This is a genomic window from Acinetobacter sp. WY4 (assembly GCF_018438165.1).
Lineage (GTDB): Bacteria > Pseudomonadota > Gammaproteobacteria > Pseudomonadales > Moraxellaceae > Acinetobacter.
In genome coordinates this window covers 2406378-2426360 of sequence record NZ_CP053947.1, presented here as the reverse complement: position 1 = coordinate 2426360, position 19983 = coordinate 2406378, and the positions used below count along the sequence as shown (strand labels likewise).

Below are 19983 nucleotides of genomic sequence, written 5' to 3'. Positions count from 1 at the left end.
GAACTTTATGAAAATTAGAACGCATTTTATAACCTTATGCTGCGTGTTATTTGCGGGCCAATATGTGAAGGCTTCCAATTTGCAGCAAGCAGAATCCAGATTTGTCGTGTCCAATTATGCAAAAACACAATACCCGATTGTATTTGCACATGGCATGGTCGGCTTTAATCGAATTGGTTTTGATGCCTTAGGCATGGATTATTGGTATCAAATTTTGCCAGATTTAGCCCGTAACGGTTCAACTGCCTTTGCCACCCGCATCTCACCTTTCAATTCCAGCGAAATCAGAGGTGAACAATATGTGGAGCAACTGAAAGAAGTCATGGCAATCACCGGCGCCAAAAAACTGAATTTAATTGGTCATAGTCATGGTGCGCATAGCGTGCGTTATGCAGCCGGGGTGATACCGCAACATGTAGCCTCCGTGATGACTGTGGGGGGTGCCAACCAAGGCACCATTATCGCCTCTGATGTCATGTGACTTGCCAATCAAACCGGAACATCTGAACTGCTGAATACCCTGATCAGCAGTTTTGGCAACGTCATCATGTGGGCACAAGGTTTAGACGGTCAAGCTTTCCCACACAACGCCCTTGCAGCAGGACACAGCACCTCAATTGAAGGCACAGCCGAATTTAACCAGCGTTTTAAACTCGGGCTTTCGCTGAGTCCATGCGGTGAAGGCAAATATAAAGACAATGGCATTGCACTGTATTCAATGACGGGCAATCAACCCGTGACTAATTCCCTAGATGTAAGTGATGCCGCCATGAAAGCCTTGGATTTGCTTTCTGCGAGTAAGGCTGGCGCGAACGATGGAATTGTGTCGGTATGTAGTGCCAAATTTGGTAAAACGGTTCGTGATGATTATCCATAGAATCATCTGGATGAAATCAACTTATTGTTCGGCATTAAAGGTACCTTTGCACCTGATCCAGTTGCTGCCTATCGTCAGCATGCCAACCGCTTAAAACTGCAAGGTTTATAATTTTTATAAAAATAGCCAGATATAAAAAATGCGCCCAAAGGCGCATTTTTTCACTCGTATAAAGCTTAAAATTAAGCTTTAGTTTTACGAGCTGGTAATTTTTCACGAATACGTGCAGCTTTACCAGACAATTCACGTAGGTAGTAAAGTTTAGCACGACGAACGTCACCACGACGTTTCACTTCGATACCAGCAACGATTGGAGAGTGAGTTTGGAATACACGCTCAACGCCAACACCGCTAGAAATTTTACGTACTGTGAACGCAGAGTTCAAACCACGGTTTTTCTTAGCAATTACAACGCCTTCGAACGCCTGTAAACGCTCACGGTCGCCTTCTTTTACTTTAACTTGAACAATAACTGTATCACCTGGTGCAAAAGCAGGGATGTTTTGTTTCAATTGTGCGTTTTCAATTACTTGAACTAAAGGATGCTTACCGCTCATGGGGTATCTCCAATATGTGCGAGTCAGAAGAGGTCTGATCATCGCTGGGTATAGAGGCTAAAGCGCATACACCCGATTATCTTTCCCTTTATGGTTGACCATCTCAACCATAAAGAGCCTATTAAAGAATACTTAAATCATTTTAAGTACTTGCTTGAAGACAGAAATGATTACTCATCAATATCTTACAAATCTTTTAGCCATTTTTTCTGCTGCTTGGTCAGCTCGACTTTTTTCACCAACTCTGGGCGGCGTTCAAGTGTACGCTGATATCGCTGCAGAAACCGCCATTTTTCAATATTGGCATGATGCCCGGACTTTAACACCTCAGGCACATCCAAACCTTCAAAATGATCTGGCTTGGTATATTGTGGGCAGTCTAGAAGACCATCCACAAATGAGTCTTGCACGTGTGACTGTTCATCAGACATGGCACCCGGAATTCTCCGGATAATACTGTCCAATAAAACCATCGCAGGCAGTTCACCACCCGACAACACGTAATCTCCAATTGACCATTCCTGATCAACATATTGCTGGATCAAACGTTCATCGACGCCTTCATAGCGTCCACACAGTACAATGATTCCATCATATTTGACAAAATCCTGTACCGCAGTTTCGCTTAAGGTCTTTCCTTGCGGTGACATATACACCACAGGAACCTGAACTGCACCCGCTTGCGTTGCAAGCTCTTTTGCATGCTGGATTGCTTTTGCCAGAGGCTCAGCCATCATCACCATACCCGGACCACCACCGAATGGACGTTCATCCACGCGTTTATAGTTGCCCGTCGCATAATCGCGAGGATTGATGCAATGAATTTGCATCAACTCACGTTTTCCTGCGCGCCCGCTAATACCATAGGCTGTAATCGCTTCAAACATTTCAGGAAAAAGCGTAATGACTGCAAAAAACATCGCAGACTCCCGTATTTCCGAAAAATTCTTAGTAGTCTACGCCCCAATTGACGTAGATACGACCAGCTTCAAGATCAACGCGTTGCACCACATCTTTATGCCATGGGATCATTCGCTCTTCGCCGTCGATGCTGTCGGCAGTTGCGCGAACCACCATCACATCGTTAGCACCTGTTTCAAACAGCTCAAAAATTTGACCGAGATTGACTTCTTGTTCTTCATCATCCAGACCTAACACAGTTAGACCTTTTAAATCAGACCAATAGTACTCATCTACGCCTGCTTGAGGCAGTTGCGATTTAGAGATCCAGACATTGGAGCCAACCAGTTCGTCTGCACCAGTGCGATCACTCACACCTTTCAGCGAAACAACCAGGCCTTTACCATGTGGTTTCCAACGTTTTACATCGACAATTTGCCAACCTGCTTTGGTCTCAATGTACCAAGGCAGATAGTCAAATATGTTGCTCATAGGTTCTGTATTGGAATAGACCCAGAGCCACCCATTTAATCCATATGCTGAACGCAACTGTCCAATCTGAATACGATCTTCGGGAACATTCTGTGTTGGTGTCATGGGCAAGCTACTACCTAATTTATATAAAAATTATGCAGCAACTGCAGCTTTTTTAGCTTGAGCAGCTAAAGAAGCAACACGATCAGAAGGTTGAGCACCTTGAGAAACCCAGTGAGCAAAACGGTCAGCATCTAAACGAAGCTTTTCTGCTTTACCTTGAGCTGTCGGGTTGAAGAAACCGATACGTTCGATGAAACGACCGTCACGTGCATTACGGCTATCAGTCACAATGATTTGATAGAACGGACGTTTTTTAGCACCACCGCGTGCAAGACGAATAACAACCATGATAGAACCTTATAGTTTTTACGGATTATCCTTGTACCGACCATCGATACAGCTCAAACCCCTTTCATAGAGGGCAGTATTTTACTTGAACTTTGCCCTGAATGAAAGATCAAAACGTATTTATCCGCAGGTTTGAATTTATTTCTCTAACCAAGCAGAACAAGTATCTGTTGTTGAAGGTGAATCCTTACCTTTAAACCAGCATTGGCGCCCTGACTGATCTAAACTTAAGGCACCATTCCCTTTTTGTGCAGCTGTTGAAATAGGCAAAGCTGACAGGGTATATGCCTGATTAGATGCATCAATTGCCAAATTAATATTGTATAAAGCTTGATGGCTTGGAAACGTACTATTTCCTCCAATACTCGCCAATGTTGCATTTCGATAACTATGATTCATCGCCTTATAACTTTGCAAACGCTGCGCGAGTTGCATCAGCTCCGTTTGAACCTCTACACGATTGGCACGGACTTTATAACTAGTATAGGATGGCATCGCAATTGCAGCCAAAATAGCAATAACAGCCACCACAATCATGAGTTCAATCAGTGTAAATCCGCGCTCTTGATCACCAGTTTTCATTATTTTTAGTCCCACAAGTATATGTTGATACCATATCTGGAGTCCGAGTTTGACAACGTACACCTTCACTAGTCAACAATAAATCATAATTACGTGGTTGTTTTAAGGTTGTACCTGTTTTAGCACGTTCAACCCGTATCACCCAATTTAAACCACGTACAGAACTTGAATCTGCGGTTTCATTACCATCTGCGCCTCTTAGTATAGATAAAGGCTTCTTGGTGGCTAAATCCAATAAAGTAAGGGTGAATTTAGTATCTGAACCATCTACAGGAATTGCTAAAGTGCCTGTGGATGGTGCATAACCTGTATATAAGTAGGTTGCATCAAAACCTTTATAGCTGAAGTTTTTAGCTTTGAATTTTTCTAGCTCTGTCGCTATTCGCAATGCTTCCTGCTTTGCTAAAGCAAGATCTTTACGCTGAATATATGCGGCATAACTCGGAATCGCGATGGCTGCAATGATTGCGATCACAACGACCACAATCATCAGCTCAATTAGGGTAAAGCCTTTCTTGAATTGCATACTCCCCCCTTAACGCGACTCATACCAGCGCATTTGCTTGAGTTTTACCTGTGTATTAAACAACTGGCATTGAGGTAAGTTTTTATTGGCAGGTAAGCTACAATCCAGTGCAGATGGCTGATCACGATTCACCACTAAACTCACTGTATTTGCATTATTTCCATAACCCTGACCCAAACCTGTACCCAAAATACCTGCACCAAGTTTTACCCGATCTGGTTTGTTTCCAGTGCCTGAATAGAAATTACATTTCCCTGTAGGTAAACAATATTGATACAGATAGGAGTCACCCACTACACCTGCACCACAGTTACCACCAATACCAGTACCATCTCGGTCATAAACATTGACATAGAGCATACCATCTAAAGCATACAGGTCATTCATACCTTTATAACGGCCTGCTTTTGCACTATCAAAATAAGCTTTCCAACCACCATTGTATATATTATTTTGCCCACGACGTGCTACACCACTATCAAAGTTAAGTTGGGTTAAGCTTTCATTTTCGGTATATAGTGTGATGCCTGATTTATACAAGTCCTGACGTGCTACATCATTGTCATACACTACAAATACGGCATCATTAGCACTTACTGTGGAGTTTAAACCAGCTAATGGCGAGCTACGGTTACCTGAACTAAAGGCAACTGCAGCAAAGTAGCTCCCATCATCTTGATGAATAGACACACTTGGCATTTCATAGAAACGAGGACTTAAACCCGAACCCTGATGCTCTGTAAAAAGATGAACCACGCGTGTTGCAAAGTTTGCTGTGTCTGCTGCGCGGTTATTAAAGTCGACACGGAATGCCTGTCCACCTAAGTCACCAAAATACAGATGATCGGTTAAACCATCTCCATCACGGTCAATCGCATTAATTTGTGAAGCAACGCTATATTTTAACTGATTATTCTGAGTAAAACGGCTAGCACCTGTTTTTTCACTATCACTGGCCCACCAGAGTAAATCGCCATTGTGTGCATCAAACATATACACACCATTACCTTTGGTCGAGCTTGGGTCTGCATTATGAGTTTCATAAATAGGGTCGTAACCACCACCTACAAACATTACAAGCTTGCGCGTATCGCCCCAATTTACGTAAGCGAGAGTCGGTTTTGACCAGCTTTGCCCCATTTGCTTGAGTGCAGCAGAAGCATTATCTGCATCTGGATTGATATGGAATTTCAATTCAGGCTTTTCAATGTCAGTTAAGTCCAGCGCATAGTAACTTTTGCCACCCATACGCAAACCACCATACACCCACTGCATACCAATCAGGTTCTGCGCATCTTCTTCATCACTTGCCTTACGCCCAGAATCTTTCACCGTTAATGTTCCATCACTTTTTGAAACATATTGGGTGTGAGCTGTCCAAGGGCCGTCTACACCATAGAACAAATTGTTTTTACCCGAACCTGTATATTTGCCACTACCTATAAATGCATTTTTTTGATTTTTCATCATTTCATGCGGTACAAAGGCAAATATTTCTTTGCCATCGTCATCTACCACATGCAACGCACCTTGCGTAGAACCAAACATTAGATAATCTTTACGACCCGTTGTGGTTAACTTACCATTTGCAACCGTAATTTTTCCTTCTTGGGTCAGCATGATTGGTGTAGAGTGCATCACACTTCCAAGCTCTCGGTACTCTGTTTTACTGGTTAGATCACCTAAAATCGCAATGTTCTCTGCAATACCTACATCATAACCTAGGAAATTTAACCAATAGTTTTTATCGGCATCATACTTAAATTTGGCAATTTCATTGTTGTCTGCAAATAAACTCAATAAACTCACTTGTGCCAAACGATCACCTGAAACAGCGGTTTTATCCGCTTTAATCACTCGATTGGTGAATACTTTACGTTTTGAATTTTGCTCGCCATTTGCGGCAACTAAAGTGCCCAGTGGTAATTGACCTTTAACACCATTGGTCCATAAACCTACAGCATCTTTATTCAGTGCGCCTGTACTTAAAATTAAGCGTTGTAAGTTTTTATCCACCAACTCGCCATTTCTTAAGTTATATTTATTTAAATTCCCCGCCCAAAGTTGTGTAGTTTCACTTGGCTTTGGCTTAAATTCTGCATAATAACCATAGGGTTGTAATTGAATTGGGTTTAAGCTATCAATAGGAATGGTCGGACTACCCGTTGCAACAGGTTCAATATTTGGATTTACCTCATCTAAAAACTTCACCACACTGTTTACCACATCATCAACCGATTGGGCTGAATAAAAACCACCTTCACCATAACCACCGACGCTGCTTGGTAAGTCAGGGTGTGATTTGGCACCCCAGTTACATGCATTTTGGGCATCTACATTTGTGATAAGTGAGCAATTATAATAATCTCTTTGTTCGTTGGTACGCACACCTTTACTATTAATATAATCCAAAGTGCGTATAACTCTCTGAGCGACAGGTTTTGCAGCATCAGCGGTTCTATCCACATTGAATACTGACCCAAAACCAACAACCGCAGTTTTAATTTCTAATCCTAAAGGGTTTTTCGTTTTATCACGTAATGCTTTGGCAAATTCACCTACAGCAGGCATGCCATGACCAGCTTGAGTACCATTAGGTAGTGTTCCTGTAGCAGGTACACTAAAGGATGAACCATTTGCGCCTAAAGCAGCTTGCATTAAAGGTACAGGTACAGGTGAGCTATTGGGTTCACCATCTGTTAAGAAATAAATCCCTTGACCATTACATTGAGTGTTTGTCGTAGATAAAGGAGTTTGATAGTTTGTTGCGGTAGAGGAAGACCCGACCTTACTACCAAGCACCGATTTAGAAAATCCGCTATAACCGAGATTTGTGGCGGTATCAGTATATGGCTCAAGTAAAGCTGTTCTTATATCACTAGCACTACTCCACCTTACCAGTTTAGTCGCCCTTCCCCCTATACTCGTTAAATAGGTTGATGTACTATAACCGTAACATTCAAGACCTTGCCATGTTGTACATTTACCATATCTAGTTTGCCCCCCAGAAGAATAGCTAATGTATTCTTCCCTCATTAACGTAATATTAGTCACCGTATTAGTACCCAACATATAAGCCGCTACTTCAGCATAAGCATTGGCTGTTGGTGTACCATTAGAACCGATTAAATTTGCAACAGCAGTTTTAATCGCTGTGCGTTGTGCTGTGCTTAAAAGCGCAGCAGGAACGACTATTTTCCCACTGCTTCCATCCGCACTGGTAAACACGTTGTCACTACCACTTTGTGAAGAGAATTGCCCTATTCCGATTGCGACCGAATTCGAATCAATTTGGTTGCTATCCATTAGCGTAAAAATTGCGTCTTTTAGTCGGGTGAGGCGGTCATAATGCTTCGTTTTAGGTCTCTCATTTTTATAATAGTAACGAGGGTTACTACCTGTATCTTCAAAACTATTGTTTGGATCTGGATCATTAATAGGAATTGTACAGGCATCTACATTCGGTGAACCTGATGCGCCACAACTAAACCAAGAACGATTCCCAGACCCTCCCGTTCTTTTATAATAATAAACTCGCTGAGAACTTGAACCTGGGATATCTACACCACAAAAATATTTGGTATAACCAGGTGTCGTTCCCGAAGGTTCATTTCCAGCTGTATAAGTTGTGCCTGATGCAAGCTCACATGCACTTCCCCCAACCTGTGACTCACTCATACTCCCTGAGGTATCCAACATTAGCGTAATGGTGGTTTTACCACCTGTTGCATTACTATAAATCTCAATATCGCTGGCTTGTGACACACTGCTACATACGGTTAAAGTCATGAGCATCGACACCGTAGCAGAAAGAACTTTTTTATTAAACTGTTTCATTTGTTAATCCTCACTGATGCTGTTCGACTACGACACAAGCTTTGGCTGACCACCTACCACATAGTCTGCGCGCTGGGTGTTATAGGGAATATTTAAATCTTCAAAACAGCGTGATACATTTGCCGCACGCTCTTTAAAGCAAGCTTCAATTTCTGCTTTACTTGCACTAGAAAAACTTGGCAAGACTGAAATCACGGTGACGCTAATACTGTTCGACACCACAGGTAAGCTGCTTGAGCCAATACTGGTGTTTTGAGCTACGTGTGCAAATGGCACCACATTGTCTATATTTTTCTTTAAATAGACTTGCGCCAATACCGCTGAACGCCCTGTCGCAAACTGATTGGCTTTGCAATAACCTGTTACCCCAATTTTGGTTTTTGAGCCTGTACGGGAAATTGCACTAGCTTGATTCATAGAAAAAAATGTACTTTGCGATGAACGGTAGCAAAATACCAACTCATCTTCAGCATTAGCAGCGGAGTTAAAATAGCTATACATACCATCTTGGGCTAATTGGCGCGCCACCTGATTTGGGTTTTCTAAATTAAACAATGCCGCATTACTATTTTCTAATAACAAAGCCTGTACTTGGCTGTTGGTGGCCAGTCTTAATCCTAAAATCCCAGAACGAACGGCTAGTGTACCTACCAAGGTAATTAAAATCAGGATGACCAAAACCACAATGAGCGTTGCACCTTTTTGTTGTTTCATTACGATGCTCCCAATGTATTACGCAAACCAACCACTTGAGTGACCAGTTGACGTATGTATTTTTTATTCAAATTCGCATCACCATCGAACACCACTGCAGTTGCGGCGCCTGGGAGGGTAATAGTTTTATTATTTAAACCAGCATCAGCCCCAATATTGGTCGCAGATCGCGCGACTACAGACACCTGCAAGGAAATCACTTGTAGATAATCTTTTTCTGCGGTAATGGATGACATTAAAGTTTTATATTGATCTATCGTGACATAGCGCAATTGATTGTTTTGTGGATTTTTCACCCCCAAAAGCACCTTAAAGGCATCAATATTTTGCATGAGTAGTTGTGCATTGCTACCCAAACCATTAATCGTACTATCACCTGCTTTATAATGCCCTGCATCACAGTACAGTCCGTAACGATCCAAACCATCACTGCCCTGCTGTGAGGTTGGTAATTTTGCTACATAGTAACGCTGCACCATGGTTGGGCGGATTGCCTGGGTATCCTCATTGGCTTTGGCAGTTGTAAATCCAATTCTATTGCCTTCGCAATCATACATATCTGTATTGCTTAATAATCTTTCATTGATTTTCTTGGTAGCATCATTTGGGTCAACATCTGATGCTTCTTCAATTTGATACTGTGGCACAAACTGAATCACAATTTGATCACTTTTACCTGCCGTTGCATCATCGGCAAAATTTTGTGTGCTATACGCAATATTGCTCAAATTTGCATGTAAACTGGATGGGTAGTTTTCTCGGGCAAAAATTACGCCAGAACCCACCATCTTATTATTAACTTTTTGGTTAGACGGTGTGTTTAGATTGGCGTGTCGTAAGTCATGAGTCAGCATTGCCAAGCCAAAATTTGAGTTTTGCTGCACATCACCCATACCCAACTGAAATCCTAAAGACCGTTGTGCGCTGAGAAAAATAGCGGTTGCTGCACTGACCACCAACAAACCAATTGCCAAGCTAATCATCAGTTCAAGTAAAGTGAAACCTTTCTGAAGCTTAGTCATAGTTATAAGCCTCCATAATTATGCATTGTGCATTTGGGTTATACGCTGTCCCATTGGTACAGTGATTACCCCCACTTCCGTTTGTTGCAGTGGTTGTATCCCAAGCCACATATACACATTTTCTTTTCAGGGTCGAACCTTGGCAGTCGTTCACAGCAATAGACATGCCTAAATTTTCTGCACGCAACTGAACTTGTTTAAAGTCATAGGCTGCCATTTGATCACTGGTACAAAAATTTGCAGCACAATCTGTCACTGTTGCATTTGCCTTATATTCATCTAATCCAGCACGATTCATACGGATACGTTCAGATAAATCCCTGGCAATATTCATGGCTTGAATGTTTTGACCTGCGTCTGCACTGGCAGAAACTGCCCGAATTTGCAAAGCAGTAAAGCCTAGCACTGCAATTCCAAGCAGCACCAATGCCACTAAAACCTCGACCAAGCCAACACCACGTTGATTTCTTATCATTGTTTTACCCTCATCCTATTAATTTGGGCATGTGCTATTTGAGCGTTCATATCGAATCGAACCGTTTTTAAAAAACTCGATGACCGCTTTTTGTGAACTATCTTTTTGATGCTGCAAAATAAAACACTCACGATCATTCGCTGAAACTAAAAAGCCAAACATATTGTAGGTCAGGCTATTGACTGGTTTGGTTGCCCAACTGGTATGTTGCTCTGGCAGCCACTTGAACTTGCCGTCTGTTACCGAGGCGTCTAGTGCCAACTTCTGTTGTTTCTTGGTAAATACAGCTTCTGAACGTGCCATTGTGGCCAATTCAACAATAGCTCTTGCATCGCTATGTAATTGGTTTTTACGAATCATGCTAGACATTGAAGGAGCAGCCATTCCAGCAATAATCGCCACCACAGCAATCGTCACCATTAGCTCAATTAAAGTGAATCCTTTATTTTCCTGCATACTCTCCCCCAGGCAAAACTTTGGCCCAGTTAAAATAATACGCATTAAAGTTACAAAACCTACACAGAGCAGATAAAAGGCATAAAAAAACAGATAACTGTCATTTCCCAGTTATCTGCTTATTTTTAAATAAGAAACAGAATGTTAAACAGTTAACACTCTAAGCCTGTGTTACAGGAATACGTAACTCTTTGGGTAGGCTAAAGGTAATATTCTCTTCCCGCCCATCCAGCTCTTTAGGCGCTTGTGCACCCCAATCCTGTAAACGCTGAATGACCTGTTTAATCAGTATTTCAGGTGCAGATGCGCCTGCTGTTACCCCAATCTGGGCATTTTCTGCAAACCATTCCTGCTTGAGTTCATCGGCATTATCGACCAGGTAAGCCGCTTTACCCATACGTTCAGCCAGCTCACGTAAGCGGTTTGAATTTGAAGAGTTTGGAGAACCTACTACCAGAACCACATCACAGCGTTCAGCCAGATCACGCACTGCATCCTGACGGTTTTGTGTGGCGTAACAAATATCATCTTTACGTGGTCCCTGAATCAGCGGGAATTTCTGGCGAAGGGCATCAATCACTTTCGCTGTATCGTCAATTGATAAAGTTGTTTGCGTGACAAAAGCCACTTTTTCAGGATTGCGTACCGTTAAAGCGGCGACATCTTCTTCATCTTCAACCAGATAAATCTCACCACCATTTTTTTTATCATATTGCCCCATCGTACCTTCGACTTCAGGGTGACCTTCATGACCAATTAGAATCGCTTCTACTCCCTCACGGGCATATTTAGTCACTTCAATGTGCACCTTAGTCACCAAGGGACAAGTCGCATCAAAAACTTTCAAACCACGGTGTTCAGCCTCTTGCTGGACTGCTTTAGAAACGCCATGCGCACTAAAAATCACAATATTGTCATCGGGCACTTCATCAAGTTCATCGACAAAAATTGCACCACGCTGACGTAAGTCATCGACGACAAATTTGTTATGCACCACTTCATGCCGCACATAAATCGGTGGGTTAAAGCATTCTAAGGCACGGTTCACGATCGCAATGGCACGATCTACACCAGCACAAAAACCACGTGGGTTGGCTAAAACAATTTCCATAGAATCCTCAATACTCACACCATTTTTAGCGGTTCAATTGAAATAAATGTAAACAATCGACTGACAACTATTTAGTTTAAAGCCGCTCTACTCTAAAATAGAGAAGATATTTTATCATATCAGGAAAAATATCATGTCGGGTCTCTTGTTTGTCGTTTCTGCAGCGTCTGGAACAGGCAAAACATCCCTTGTTAAAGCCCTACTTGAGCGTGTCAACAATCTTCACGTTTCTGTGTCACATACTACACGCGGTCAACGACCTGGCGAACTCGATGGCGTACACTATCATTTCTCCAATAAAGAAGATTTTTTAAATCTGGTCAATGAAGGTGGTTTTATCGAATACGCCGAAGTATTTGGTAATTACTACGGTACTGCACAAGCCACAGTGAAAGAGCAACTGGCTAAAGGTCATGATGTGCTACTGGAAATTGACTGGCAAGGTGCGCAACAGGTTCGTCGACTTTTTCCTGAATCTAAACAAATTTTTATCTTGCCACCAAGTCAGTTCGACTTGCGTGAACGCCTATCTAACCGTGGTACTGATGCTCTAGATGTGATTGAACATCGTCTAAGCTGCGCGGTAGAAGATATGCAACAATATAGCAACTTTGACTATATCATCATTAATGATGACTTTAATAAGGCGCTGCATGACCTGGAAGCGGTGATTATCGCCAATCGTTTGGTCTTGTCTCAGCAAGCCAACCGTCATGAAAAACTAATTCAGAAACTGATAACGCCGACTGAGCAGTGATTAAAACTTGAGTCTATAGACAAAGCCTTTTATACTGTGCAGTCTGTTAAAATTTATTATTCAAACGAGAATTCTTATGGCACGCGTCACCGTTGAAGATTGTTTAGACCATGTAGACAACCGCTTTGAGCTTGTACTAGTGGCAAGCAAGCGCGCGCGTCAATTGGCACGTCAAGGTATTGAACCAACTGTAGAATGGGACAATGACAAACCGACTGTTGTTGCTTTACGTGAAATCGCTTCAGGTCATGTATCAAAAGATATTTTGAAACAACGTGATCAAGATTATCAAACATCAAGCTTGGATCTTGCACTTTCTGCAAATAATCTAAACTTAGACGGTTTTTCTTTCCAATAAGAGATCGTCACTCAAAAAGCCTAGTTCTAAACTAGGCTTTTTTTGTTATGTGACTTTTATATTTATGCCAGAACGGTTATAACATAAGGGTTAGCTATCAAGTTTGTATTGGTTTTCTGCTCTGTAGCAGCAAAAACCATCAAGCCAGGAAATTCACATTTCTAGAATGCTTTCAGGTTTTATTTGTAAAAAATTCAGTTGAAAAGGTGTTTTATGCCAGGCCCACAGGTCAGTCAAGCCAAGCAGCAGTTAGAGATCATTATCGATGCGTATTTAAGTGAAAGCGATGTCGAACGTGTGCTTGCGGCCTGTGATTATGCAGATATGGCGCATGACGGGATTGTGCGTAAAAGTGGTGAACCTTATATTTTACATCCGATTGCGGTCAGCTGTATCTTGGCGCATATGCGTTTGGACACTGAAACTTTAATGGCTGCCCTGCTGCATGATGTGATTGAAGATACCGAATTTAACAAAGATGATATTAGCAAGATTTTTGGTTTTACCGTTGCTGAACTGGTCGATGGTGTCACCAAACTGAGCCATTCCAGTGATAAAGAATATAATAAAGCGGCTTCTTTCCGGAAAATCCTGCAAGCGACTCTACAAGATCCACGTGTCATTATCGTGAAACTGGCCGACCGTTATCACAATATGACCACTTTGGATGCATTACGTCCAGACAAACGCGCGCGTATTGCCCGGGAAACCTTTGAAATTTTTGTTCCAATGGCCCGTATTGTCGGCATGAATGAAATGGCCGACAACCTCGAACATCTTTGTTATCAAAATCTAGATCTGGACATGTATAATAATGTGCAGGCCGCTCTACTGGAAACCAAGCCCAAACGCTGTGAATATCAGGCCAAGTGGGAAAAAAACCTGACCGAACTGCTGCAACAGAATGCCATTCAGGGCCGGATTAAGAAGAAAAACAACAATATTGAGCTACTGCGCCACTTTGTTAAAAATGACATCGATCTGCAGGAATTGACGCACAGCCATGCATTTGAAATTATTTTACAGAGCATCGCGGACTGTGACCGACTGGCAGAAATTCTGACGCAAAGTTTTAAAATCCAGAGTTATGAAGATCATATCCGCCGCCCATTACCGGGAGGCAACCAGTCCTTGATGATGCGCCTGAAAGGCGAAAAGACCACTTTGTCTTTGACCATTCAAACCGAACTGATGCGTAAAGCAGCACGTTTTGGCGTTGTGCTCGGTGAAAGTGCGCCGCAAGCCTGTCGCTCTGCGATTCAGGCCTCGATGCAGAATCTGAATGTTCTGGTCGATGGTGAATGTGCCAAAACCACTTTCAGTGAATTACTGGACTATTTGCATCAGGAAAAAATTTGGGTCTATACCCCGCACGGCCATTTACATGAATTGCCACAAGGCGCCACGGCGGTTGACTTTGCCTATGCCGCGAGTTTATTCCTAGGCAACCATGCGGTTGGTGCAAAAATTAACAATGAAACTAAGCCGCTTTCAACGCCTTTAGTCAGTGGTCAGGTAGTCGAAATCATTACTGATGTCCTCGCCACTCCGAACCCAGATTGGCTCAGTTTTATTAATACCCAGAAAGCTCGTCGTGCTATTCAGAATATTCTGCGTGATCAAGATCCAGACGAACAGCGTCTGGTCGGACAACAGGCTCTCAATCGTGCCTTGAAACTGTTCCATCGTTCCATTCGTGATCTGACTGAAGCAGACTGGAAAAACCTCTTGGAATGGCGTCATGTTTCCAGCAAGGAACAACTGTTTGAACAGATTGCAGTGGGTGATTTATTACCGCAACTGGTGGCCAACCATTTATTTGCCCAAGATCAGCATCAGAATATCGCCAGTTCAGACCGTCTGATTCAGGGAACAGAAGGTGTCGATGTCAAATATGCGCATTGCTGCAATCCTGTGTTGGGTGATCCGATTCAGGGTCATTTGACCCGTCGCGGTCTGATTGTGCATCGTGCGCGCTGCCACAACCTTCTGCATGAACAACATCAGCATCCAGAAAATATCATGTTGTTGCAGTGGACCTCTGATGATCTGGAAGATATCAGCTTTACTGCCTATCTCAGCATTGACCTTGACATGAATGACGAACAGATTTCCGACCTGATTTACCAATGTCGTAAAGCGCATTCCGGGGTGGAAATGGTGCGCACTCAGGATGACAAAACCTATGTCAATATCGTGGTGCATAACCGTAAACAGATTGCACAGATTATTCGGGATTTACGCATGTATTTCGGTTTCCCACGAATTATCCGTCTGGCTCAGCCCGTCGTTTTCAGTGAAGCCTCTAAAGCGAGCTGATCATTTAAAACGATAGTGCTTTGATCAGCCGAATTGATCGAATATGATGTATGTCGATGATAAAAGGAGAAATTAATGTCCCGCCAAGTAATCCATACTGAAAATGCCCCTGCTGCGATTGGTACTTATTCGCAAGCCATTTTAGTGGGTGATACCTTATATCTATCAGGTCAAATTGGCCTGGATCCTTATAGTATGGAACTGGTTGAAGGCATTGAAGCTCAAATTCGCCGGGTGTTTGATAACTTAAAAGCAGTCTGTGAAGCCGCTGGTGGTTCTTTGGCAGATATTGCCAAACTGAATATTTTCCTGACCGATTTATCTCACTTTCAACTGGTCAATCAAATTATGGGTGAGTATTTTGCCCAACCCTATCCAGCACGTGCCGCTTTAGGTGTCGCCAGCCTGCCTAAAGATGCCTTGGTTGAAATGGATGGCATTGTTATCATTAATCAATAAGTTATAAAAATCACTCAATCCTCACTCTGCAATATTTCATTCTAAATCATGAATCGCTTTTGTTTGGAAATCCGAGCAGTACTTGGGTTTCCGCTCAGGTGGTACTTTTTTATCTAAATCATCAATCATGATAAAAGCTATTTCAAATGATTTTTATTGACAAACGATAACAATTATCAATAATATTACTTATCTTATTTAATCACTGTGGTTGTGTCCTATGTACGTTTGTCTATGCCGTGGCATTACAGATCAAGACATTAAAGATGCTATTGCAAATGGCGCTGAAAGTTATCGTGATGTCCGCGATATGTTGGACTTGGGAACTTGCTGTGGCCGTTGTGCACCAGAAGCTCGTATGATCATCAGTGATGAAGTTTCACAAATTGCAGCACGCCTGGCTGTTGCAGCATAAATTCAAAATATTTCTCCTTATAAGCATAATGAAAAACAATGATCTTTGATCATTACTCCTCCCCCGCCTTTGACTCTGGCGGGTTTTTATTGCCGTTGATCCAAGCTTGGATCGAGTCGATTGCGATTTTCATTTGCTGTTCCTTGACATCCTCACCTCTCTAAATAGAGCTGATTTCTCCTGCGAGACGCTTATGCCCAAGCGCAAGTATGTTCTTAGCACTGTTCAAGTCCCGATCCAGAACACTTGAACAGTTTTCACATTCCCATACTCTTATTCGCAAATCTGCTCTACCTTTCGGACTGCTTGCAGTGACCTCACCACAGCACGAACACATTTGGGTTGTGAAACTTTCACTAACTTCTTCAAACCATACTCCTGCGTTCTCGCATTTATACTTGAGCATGGCCTTGAATGCTGAAAATCCGGTATCCAGAACAGACTTCGCCATCTTGGTTTTCACCAGTTTTTTCGCACTCAGATCGCCTATAACAATTAGTGCATTTTTCTTTATAAGCATCGTACTTGCTTTGTGTAAATGGTCTTTACGACAGTTTGCAATCTTGGCGTGTAATGCACGGACACGTTTTCTATTTTTAGCTCGTTGAGCAATCCCTAATTTCTGTTCATATTGACGGTAGAACTTGGGATTTGAAATTATCGTACCATCCGAACAAGTGGCTATATCCTTTAAGCCCAGATCAATCCCAATCAAATTAGTCGCAGTCGATTTCTCAATTTTAGGGCTATTCACAACTAAGCAGACATACCAACGGCCACGCGCATCCTCGACAAACGAACCGGTCTTGATACTGTAATTTGACAGTCCATAGCTATCCCATATCTTAAACTGATGCTTGCCATACTGGATATGACCATTAGCATACTTGATTGCTACTTTCTTGAAGGGGATCCAACCTAGTGATCTTCTGGCTGATTTCTTATGACTGACCCGCCATTTTAGTTTAGTCTTCTTGAATTGCTTTCTGCGTATGACTAATTCTTCGGTAACAGCCTGAATGGTTTGACTATGTAACCCACAAAGCCTAGATGTACCTTTCGTATATTTAGCAATATCGTAAGCACTGAAAAATTCACCTTTTCTTTTAAGGTGTTTAAAGCTTAAATCATTGACATAATTCCAGACGAAATTCACTTCAGATGCTAATTGCTCTAATATCTTGGAATGTTTATCTTTAATGCGTAATTTAAGTGTTTTCATACGATTATTTTATCAATGAAAATAACCAATAGAATATCCAAAGTTAAAAATGTTAATTTGAAACGACATTTCATGTCGTATGGCTTAGGTCACTCATTTATATCCCTGCCTTGAAAACGAGGTTTTACTTTTGATTTGATAAATTACTCGCCATTTGCCCCTGACTTGCTTTACTATCAGTATTAGAGCGCTTTCTTAGAAAGATAAAACAGGTCCAAATGGAGTTATGCGATGAAAGGCAATCGTGATGTGATTAATCAGCTCAATCAGGTGTTGTATCACCACTTAACTGCCATTAACCAGTATTTCCTGCATTCGCGCATGTTTAATGACTGGGGCATTGAGAAACTGGGCTCGGCAGAATATAAAGAATCCATTGTTCAGATGAAACATGCCGATAAAATTATTGAACGCATTTTATTTTTGGAAGGTCTGCCGAATTTACAGAATCTGGGCAAACTGTATATCGGTCAGCATACGCAAGAAGTACTGCACTGTGATGTACGCAAAGTAAAAGAAAATATTGAAGTCATTCAGCAGGCTGTGGCTTTGGCAGAAACACAGATGGATTATGTGACCCGTGACCTATTACGTGAAATTCTGGAAAAGGAAGAGGAATATCTGGATTGGACTATGACCCAGTTAGATCTCATCGAAAGTATTGGTATTGAAAACTATATTCAAAGCCAGCTCTAAACTTAGAATGAATCAATAAAAAAGCCAGCTCTTGCTGGCTTTTTTATAGGGAATTTATCTTGGCATATGCTGAATCAATTCCTCATAACTAAGTTCAGTTTTCTGAATGACTTTTAAGCGTTGCAGCTGATGCTTGGCTTCATCTTCATAACCATTAAAAGCTAGCAGTTTGGCGTATTTAATTAGGTTATATTTAGTTGGATAACTTAATACCATCTGTTCGCCTGCTTGAATCTGTTCAGAGGATGCTTTGCTATAAGGATTAAGACGAATCCAGTCAATACGATGATTAAACTCTGTTAATAAATAGATTGGCTGCTGATTGGTGATTTTTTCGGGCTGTTGCTCATAACGAATACTTTGACCAAGTTTAGGTACAGCGACATCATAATCCCGATAGATCACGATCAATAACAGTAGACCAAACCCAAAAATGATTTTCATTGCTATAGCGGGTAAGGTCACGGTTTTGATATTCGGATTTTGGGCTAGAATAGTACCTAAAATAAAACCTACTGGTAAAAGGAAATAGGCATAGTGCTGCGGAAACTCAAACATGGCATGAGTAAGAAAAGCTCCAATCATCAAAATACCAATGACCGACTCAGGAGTTTTCACCCATCTTTGTAGCTGATAACCTAAATAGCCGAAATAGGCTAAAAAAGGCAGACCAACAATCAGCCCATTCCATAGTAAGAAATCAATAATAAAGTTATGTGCACTTCGAATCCAGACTGGACCTTGCACCGTATCACTGATCGAGGCAAAGGCAACACTGGTCTGATACCAACCATAACCAAACCATGGCTGTGCCTGAATGGCCGCTAGCATTTGCTGCCAAATTGCTAAACGAGACATATCCCCTGTAGCACGAGCAACCACATCACGGCTTTGCACTACATCTGCATCTATCGCTTGAGCAGCCAACTGACCGAGTAATGGAAAAGCGACAATACAAGCCACAAAGAAGCCAAACCACAGACTGCTGTAATACCATTTCAGGCGAATAATACCTTTATATTGATAGAAAGCTAAATAAAGGATAATCGCACTCGCAGCAACCCAAGCAGTACGCGACTGACTTAAAGCAATTCCAATCACGATAGCTAAGGCGCAAGCCACTAACCATTTAATCTGGATTTTTTTCTTTTCATAGAGATATAAACAACTCATCAAGGACATAATCAAGAAAGTCGCCATATTGTTCGGCTGGGCAAAGTTGGCATAAGGCCGCTGACTACCACTGATATTCACCATGCCTGGTAAGACTGCATCTAAATTTGTCCACTGGCACAGTGCAATTAAACCAGTAATCATTCCGGAAGCAAGGAATACATAACTAAGATTGGTAAAAGTTTCTTCTCGCTTATAGTTTCCTGCTGAAAGGTTATAACCGAGTACACTTGCCAGCCAAAAGCTAAAAACAAAAATAATGCCCATCATGGCAGTACTAAAGAAAAATACTTGTCCTGCCAGCAATTGAATTACAGGTATACAAGCAAGTAATAATAAAGGGAGATTGATTACAGGAAGTTTAATTTTTTCTTTTAAAAAGATAGCAGCCAAAGCTAATAGGGAAAAAAATGCATAAAGCTCACCGGTATAGGTGACCCATGGGCGGTAGTGCACAGGCATTAGCCATGCAAGAGAGATGAGAATTGCTGCAAAAAATAGTAATACATACTTCATAAGAAAAATAGAATAAAAAACTGGGCATATTTTATATTTTTTTATACAAAATTTTAACACCTATAGCTACAATTACTTTTAATAAAGAAATTTCTTCTTAAATTAAATTTTTATTGTAACTTAGTT

General features: G+C 41.7%; 20 protein-coding genes and 1 pseudogene. 7 read left to right on the top strand and 14 right to left on the bottom strand.

The window, feature by feature from the left end; translation table 11 throughout:
• Positions 1-7 precede the first annotated feature (7 nt).
• Positions 8-988, top strand: a pseudogene (locus G4D73_RS15520) (esterase/lipase family protein).
• A gap of 71 nt (positions 989-1059) precedes the next feature.
• Here G4D73_RS15520 and rplS read toward each other — a convergent pair.
• The 12 genes from rplS to ispH form a co-directional block, all read right to left on the bottom strand.
• Positions 1060-1434: a 50S ribosomal protein L19 gene (gene rplS / locus G4D73_RS11275; RefSeq protein WP_004281205.1), complete on the bottom strand. Its 375-nt coding sequence runs from the start codon at positions 1432-1434 to the stop codon at positions 1060-1062.
• Between the two features lie 185 nt (positions 1435-1619).
• Positions 1620-2354, bottom strand: a complete 735-nt coding sequence (trmD, locus tag G4D73_RS11270) for a tRNA (guanosine(37)-N1)-methyltransferase TrmD (protein WP_213686793.1) — start codon at positions 2352-2354, stop codon at positions 1620-1622.
• A gap of 28 nt (positions 2355-2382) precedes the next feature.
• Positions 2383-2931, bottom strand: coding sequence for a ribosome maturation factor RimM (rimM, locus tag G4D73_RS11265; RefSeq protein WP_004281200.1), 549 nt, complete (start codon positions 2929-2931; stop codon positions 2383-2385).
• Positions 2932-2961: 30 nt separating this feature from the next.
• Positions 2962-3219, bottom strand: coding sequence for a 30S ribosomal protein S16 (gene rpsP / locus G4D73_RS11260; RefSeq protein ID WP_004281198.1), 258 nt, complete (start codon positions 3217-3219; stop codon positions 2962-2964).
• 138 nt (positions 3220-3357) lie between these two features.
• Positions 3358-3801 carry a type IV pilin protein gene (locus G4D73_RS11255; RefSeq protein ID WP_213686792.1) on the bottom strand — a complete coding sequence of 148 codons (444 nt, stop codon included), beginning with the start codon at positions 3799-3801 and terminating at the stop codon, positions 3358-3360.
• A complete protein-coding gene (locus G4D73_RS11250) occupies positions 3788-4327 on the bottom strand; it encodes a type IV pilin protein (RefSeq protein WP_213686791.1) in 540 nt (179 codons plus the stop codon). The genes G4D73_RS11255 and G4D73_RS11250 overlap by 14 nt, the downstream gene beginning before the upstream one ends.
• A 9-nt stretch (positions 4328-4336) precedes the next feature.
• Positions 4337-8164 carry a PilC/PilY family type IV pilus protein gene (locus tag G4D73_RS11245; RefSeq protein WP_228305166.1) on the bottom strand — a complete coding sequence of 1276 codons (3828 nt, stop codon included), beginning with the start codon at positions 8162-8164 and terminating at the stop codon, positions 4337-4339.
• Positions 8165-8191: 27 nt separating this feature from the next.
• The gene (locus G4D73_RS11240) at positions 8192-8878 is read right to left on the bottom strand and encodes a pilus assembly protein PilX (RefSeq protein ID WP_213686790.1); all 687 of its coding nucleotides are present in this window, start codon (positions 8876-8878) and stop codon (positions 8192-8194) included.
• Positions 8878-9900 carry a PilW family protein gene (locus G4D73_RS11235; RefSeq protein WP_213686789.1) on the bottom strand — a complete coding sequence of 341 codons (1023 nt, stop codon included), beginning with the start codon at positions 9898-9900 and terminating at the stop codon, positions 8878-8880. Before G4D73_RS11235 ends, G4D73_RS11240 begins: the two co-directional genes overlap by 1 nt.
• Positions 9893-10375, bottom strand: a complete 483-nt coding sequence (gene pilV / locus G4D73_RS11230) for a type IV pilus modification protein PilV (protein ID WP_213686788.1) — start codon at positions 10373-10375, stop codon at positions 9893-9895. Before pilV ends, G4D73_RS11235 begins: the two co-directional genes overlap by 8 nt.
• A gap of 18 nt (positions 10376-10393) precedes the next feature.
• Complete coding sequence (locus G4D73_RS11225) at positions 10394-10876, bottom strand: pilus assembly FimT family protein (RefSeq protein ID WP_228305165.1); 483 nt, start codon at positions 10874-10876, stop codon at positions 10394-10396.
• Between the two features lie 115 nt (positions 10877-10991).
• Positions 10992-11942, bottom strand: coding sequence for a 4-hydroxy-3-methylbut-2-enyl diphosphate reductase (gene ispH / locus G4D73_RS11220; RefSeq protein ID WP_213686787.1), 951 nt, complete (start codon positions 11940-11942; stop codon positions 10992-10994).
• A gap of 133 nt (positions 11943-12075) precedes the next feature.
• Here ispH and gmk point away from each other — a divergent pair, with 133 nt between their 5' ends.
• From gmk to G4D73_RS11195, 5 genes are all read left to right on the top strand, one after another.
• A complete protein-coding gene (gene gmk / locus G4D73_RS11215; RefSeq protein ID WP_005108528.1) occupies positions 12076-12699 on the top strand; it encodes a guanylate kinase in 624 nt (207 codons plus the stop codon).
• A 76-nt stretch (positions 12700-12775) separates the two neighbouring features.
• The gene (gene rpoZ, locus G4D73_RS11210) at positions 12776-13057 is read left to right on the top strand and encodes a DNA-directed RNA polymerase subunit omega (protein ID WP_004281186.1); all 282 of its coding nucleotides are present in this window, start codon (positions 12776-12778) and stop codon (positions 13055-13057) included.
• Positions 13058-13270: 213 nt separating this feature from the next.
• Positions 13271-15376: a RelA/SpoT family protein gene (locus tag G4D73_RS11205; protein ID WP_191111828.1), complete on the top strand. Its 2106-nt coding sequence runs from the start codon at positions 13271-13273 to the stop codon at positions 15374-15376.
• A gap of 75 nt (positions 15377-15451) precedes the next feature.
• On the top strand, positions 15452-15835 hold the full coding sequence (locus tag G4D73_RS11200; RefSeq protein ID WP_004644973.1) for a RidA family protein: 384 nt from the start codon (positions 15452-15454) through the stop codon (positions 15833-15835).
• Between the two features lie 220 nt (positions 15836-16055).
• Positions 16056-16250, top strand: a complete 195-nt coding sequence (locus G4D73_RS11195; protein ID WP_004644972.1) for a bacterioferritin-associated ferredoxin — start codon at positions 16056-16058, stop codon at positions 16248-16250.
• A 160-nt stretch (positions 16251-16410) separates the two neighbouring features.
• Here G4D73_RS11195 and G4D73_RS11190 read toward each other — a convergent pair whose 3' ends face one another.
• On the bottom strand, positions 16411-17472 hold the full coding sequence (locus G4D73_RS11190) for an RNA-guided endonuclease InsQ/TnpB family protein (RefSeq protein ID WP_213686786.1): 1062 nt from the start codon (positions 17470-17472) through the stop codon (positions 16411-16413).
• Between the two features lie 231 nt (positions 17473-17703).
• On the opposite strand from G4D73_RS11190, the gene bfr reads away from it, so the two are divergent.
• Positions 17704-18168, top strand: coding sequence for a heteropolymeric bacterioferritin subunit Bfr (gene bfr / locus G4D73_RS11185; RefSeq protein WP_213686785.1), 465 nt, complete (start codon positions 17704-17706; stop codon positions 18166-18168).
• 54 nt (positions 18169-18222) lie between these two features.
• Here the strand turns inward: bfr and G4D73_RS11180 are convergent, their stop codons facing one another.
• Positions 18223-19857, bottom strand: coding sequence for a PglL family O-oligosaccharyltransferase (locus G4D73_RS11180; RefSeq protein WP_213686784.1), 1635 nt, complete (start codon positions 19855-19857; stop codon positions 18223-18225).
• Between the last annotated feature and the right edge of the window lie 126 nt (positions 19858-19983).

What these genes read in the sequence shown, in the direction of transcription:
- G4D73_RS11240 (WP_213686790.1), bottom strand. Translation starts at nt 8,878, where the DNA reads ATGAAACAACAAAAAGGTGCAACGCTCATTGTGGTTTTGGTCATCCTG.
- G4D73_RS11190 (WP_213686786.1), bottom strand. Translation starts at nt 17,472, where the DNA reads ATGAAAACACTTAAATTACGCATTAAAGATAAACATTCCAAGATATTA.
- G4D73_RS11235 (WP_213686789.1), bottom strand. Translation starts at nt 9,900, where the DNA reads ATGACTAAGCTTCAGAAAGGTTTCACTTTACTTGAACTGATGATTAGC.
- bfr (WP_213686785.1), top strand. Translation starts at nt 17,704, where the DNA reads ATGAAAGGCAATCGTGATGTGATTAATCAGCTCAATCAGGTGTTGTAT.
- gmk (WP_005108528.1), top strand. Translation starts at nt 12,076, where the DNA reads ATGTCGGGTCTCTTGTTTGTCGTTTCTGCAGCGTCTGGAACAGGCAAA.
- G4D73_RS11180 (WP_213686784.1), bottom strand. Translation starts at nt 19,857, where the DNA reads ATGAAGTATGTATTACTATTTTTTGCAGCAATTCTCATCTCTCTTGCA.
- G4D73_RS11195 (WP_004644972.1), top strand. Translation starts at nt 16,056, where the DNA reads ATGTACGTTTGTCTATGCCGTGGCATTACAGATCAAGACATTAAAGAT.
- G4D73_RS11200 (WP_004644973.1), top strand. Translation starts at nt 15,452, where the DNA reads ATGTCCCGCCAAGTAATCCATACTGAAAATGCCCCTGCTGCGATTGGT.
- rpoZ (WP_004281186.1), top strand. Translation starts at nt 12,776, where the DNA reads ATGGCACGCGTCACCGTTGAAGATTGTTTAGACCATGTAGACAACCGC.
- G4D73_RS11255 (WP_213686792.1), bottom strand. Translation starts at nt 3,801, where the DNA reads ATGAAAACTGGTGATCAAGAGCGCGGATTTACACTGATTGAACTCATG.
- pilV (WP_213686788.1), bottom strand. Translation starts at nt 10,375, where the DNA reads ATGATAAGAAATCAACGTGGTGTTGGCTTGGTCGAGGTTTTAGTGGCA.
- rplS (WP_004281205.1), bottom strand. Translation starts at nt 1,434, where the DNA reads ATGAGCGGTAAGCATCCTTTAGTTCAAGTAATTGAAAACGCACAATTG.
- G4D73_RS11225 (WP_228305165.1), bottom strand. Translation starts at nt 10,876, where the DNA reads ATGCGTATTATTTTAACTGGGCCAAAGTTTTGCCTGGGGGAGAGTATG.
- ispH (WP_213686787.1), bottom strand. Translation starts at nt 11,942, where the DNA reads ATGGAAATTGTTTTAGCCAACCCACGTGGTTTTTGTGCTGGTGTAGAT.
- trmD (WP_213686793.1), bottom strand. Translation starts at nt 2,354, where the DNA reads ATGTTTTTTGCAGTCATTACGCTTTTTCCTGAAATGTTTGAAGCGATT.
- G4D73_RS11205 (WP_191111828.1), top strand. Translation starts at nt 13,271, where the DNA reads ATGCCAGGCCCACAGGTCAGTCAAGCCAAGCAGCAGTTAGAGATCATT.
- rpsP (WP_004281198.1), bottom strand. Translation starts at nt 3,219, where the DNA reads ATGGTTGTTATTCGTCTTGCACGCGGTGGTGCTAAAAAACGTCCGTTC.
- G4D73_RS11250 (WP_213686791.1), bottom strand. Translation starts at nt 4,327, where the DNA reads ATGCAATTCAAGAAAGGCTTTACCCTAATTGAGCTGATGATTGTGGTC.
- rimM (WP_004281200.1), bottom strand. Translation starts at nt 2,931, where the DNA reads ATGACACCAACACAGAATGTTCCCGAAGATCGTATTCAGATTGGACAG.
- G4D73_RS11245 (WP_228305166.1), bottom strand. Translation starts at nt 8,164, where the DNA reads ATGAAACAGTTTAATAAAAAAGTTCTTTCTGCTACGGTGTCGATGCTC.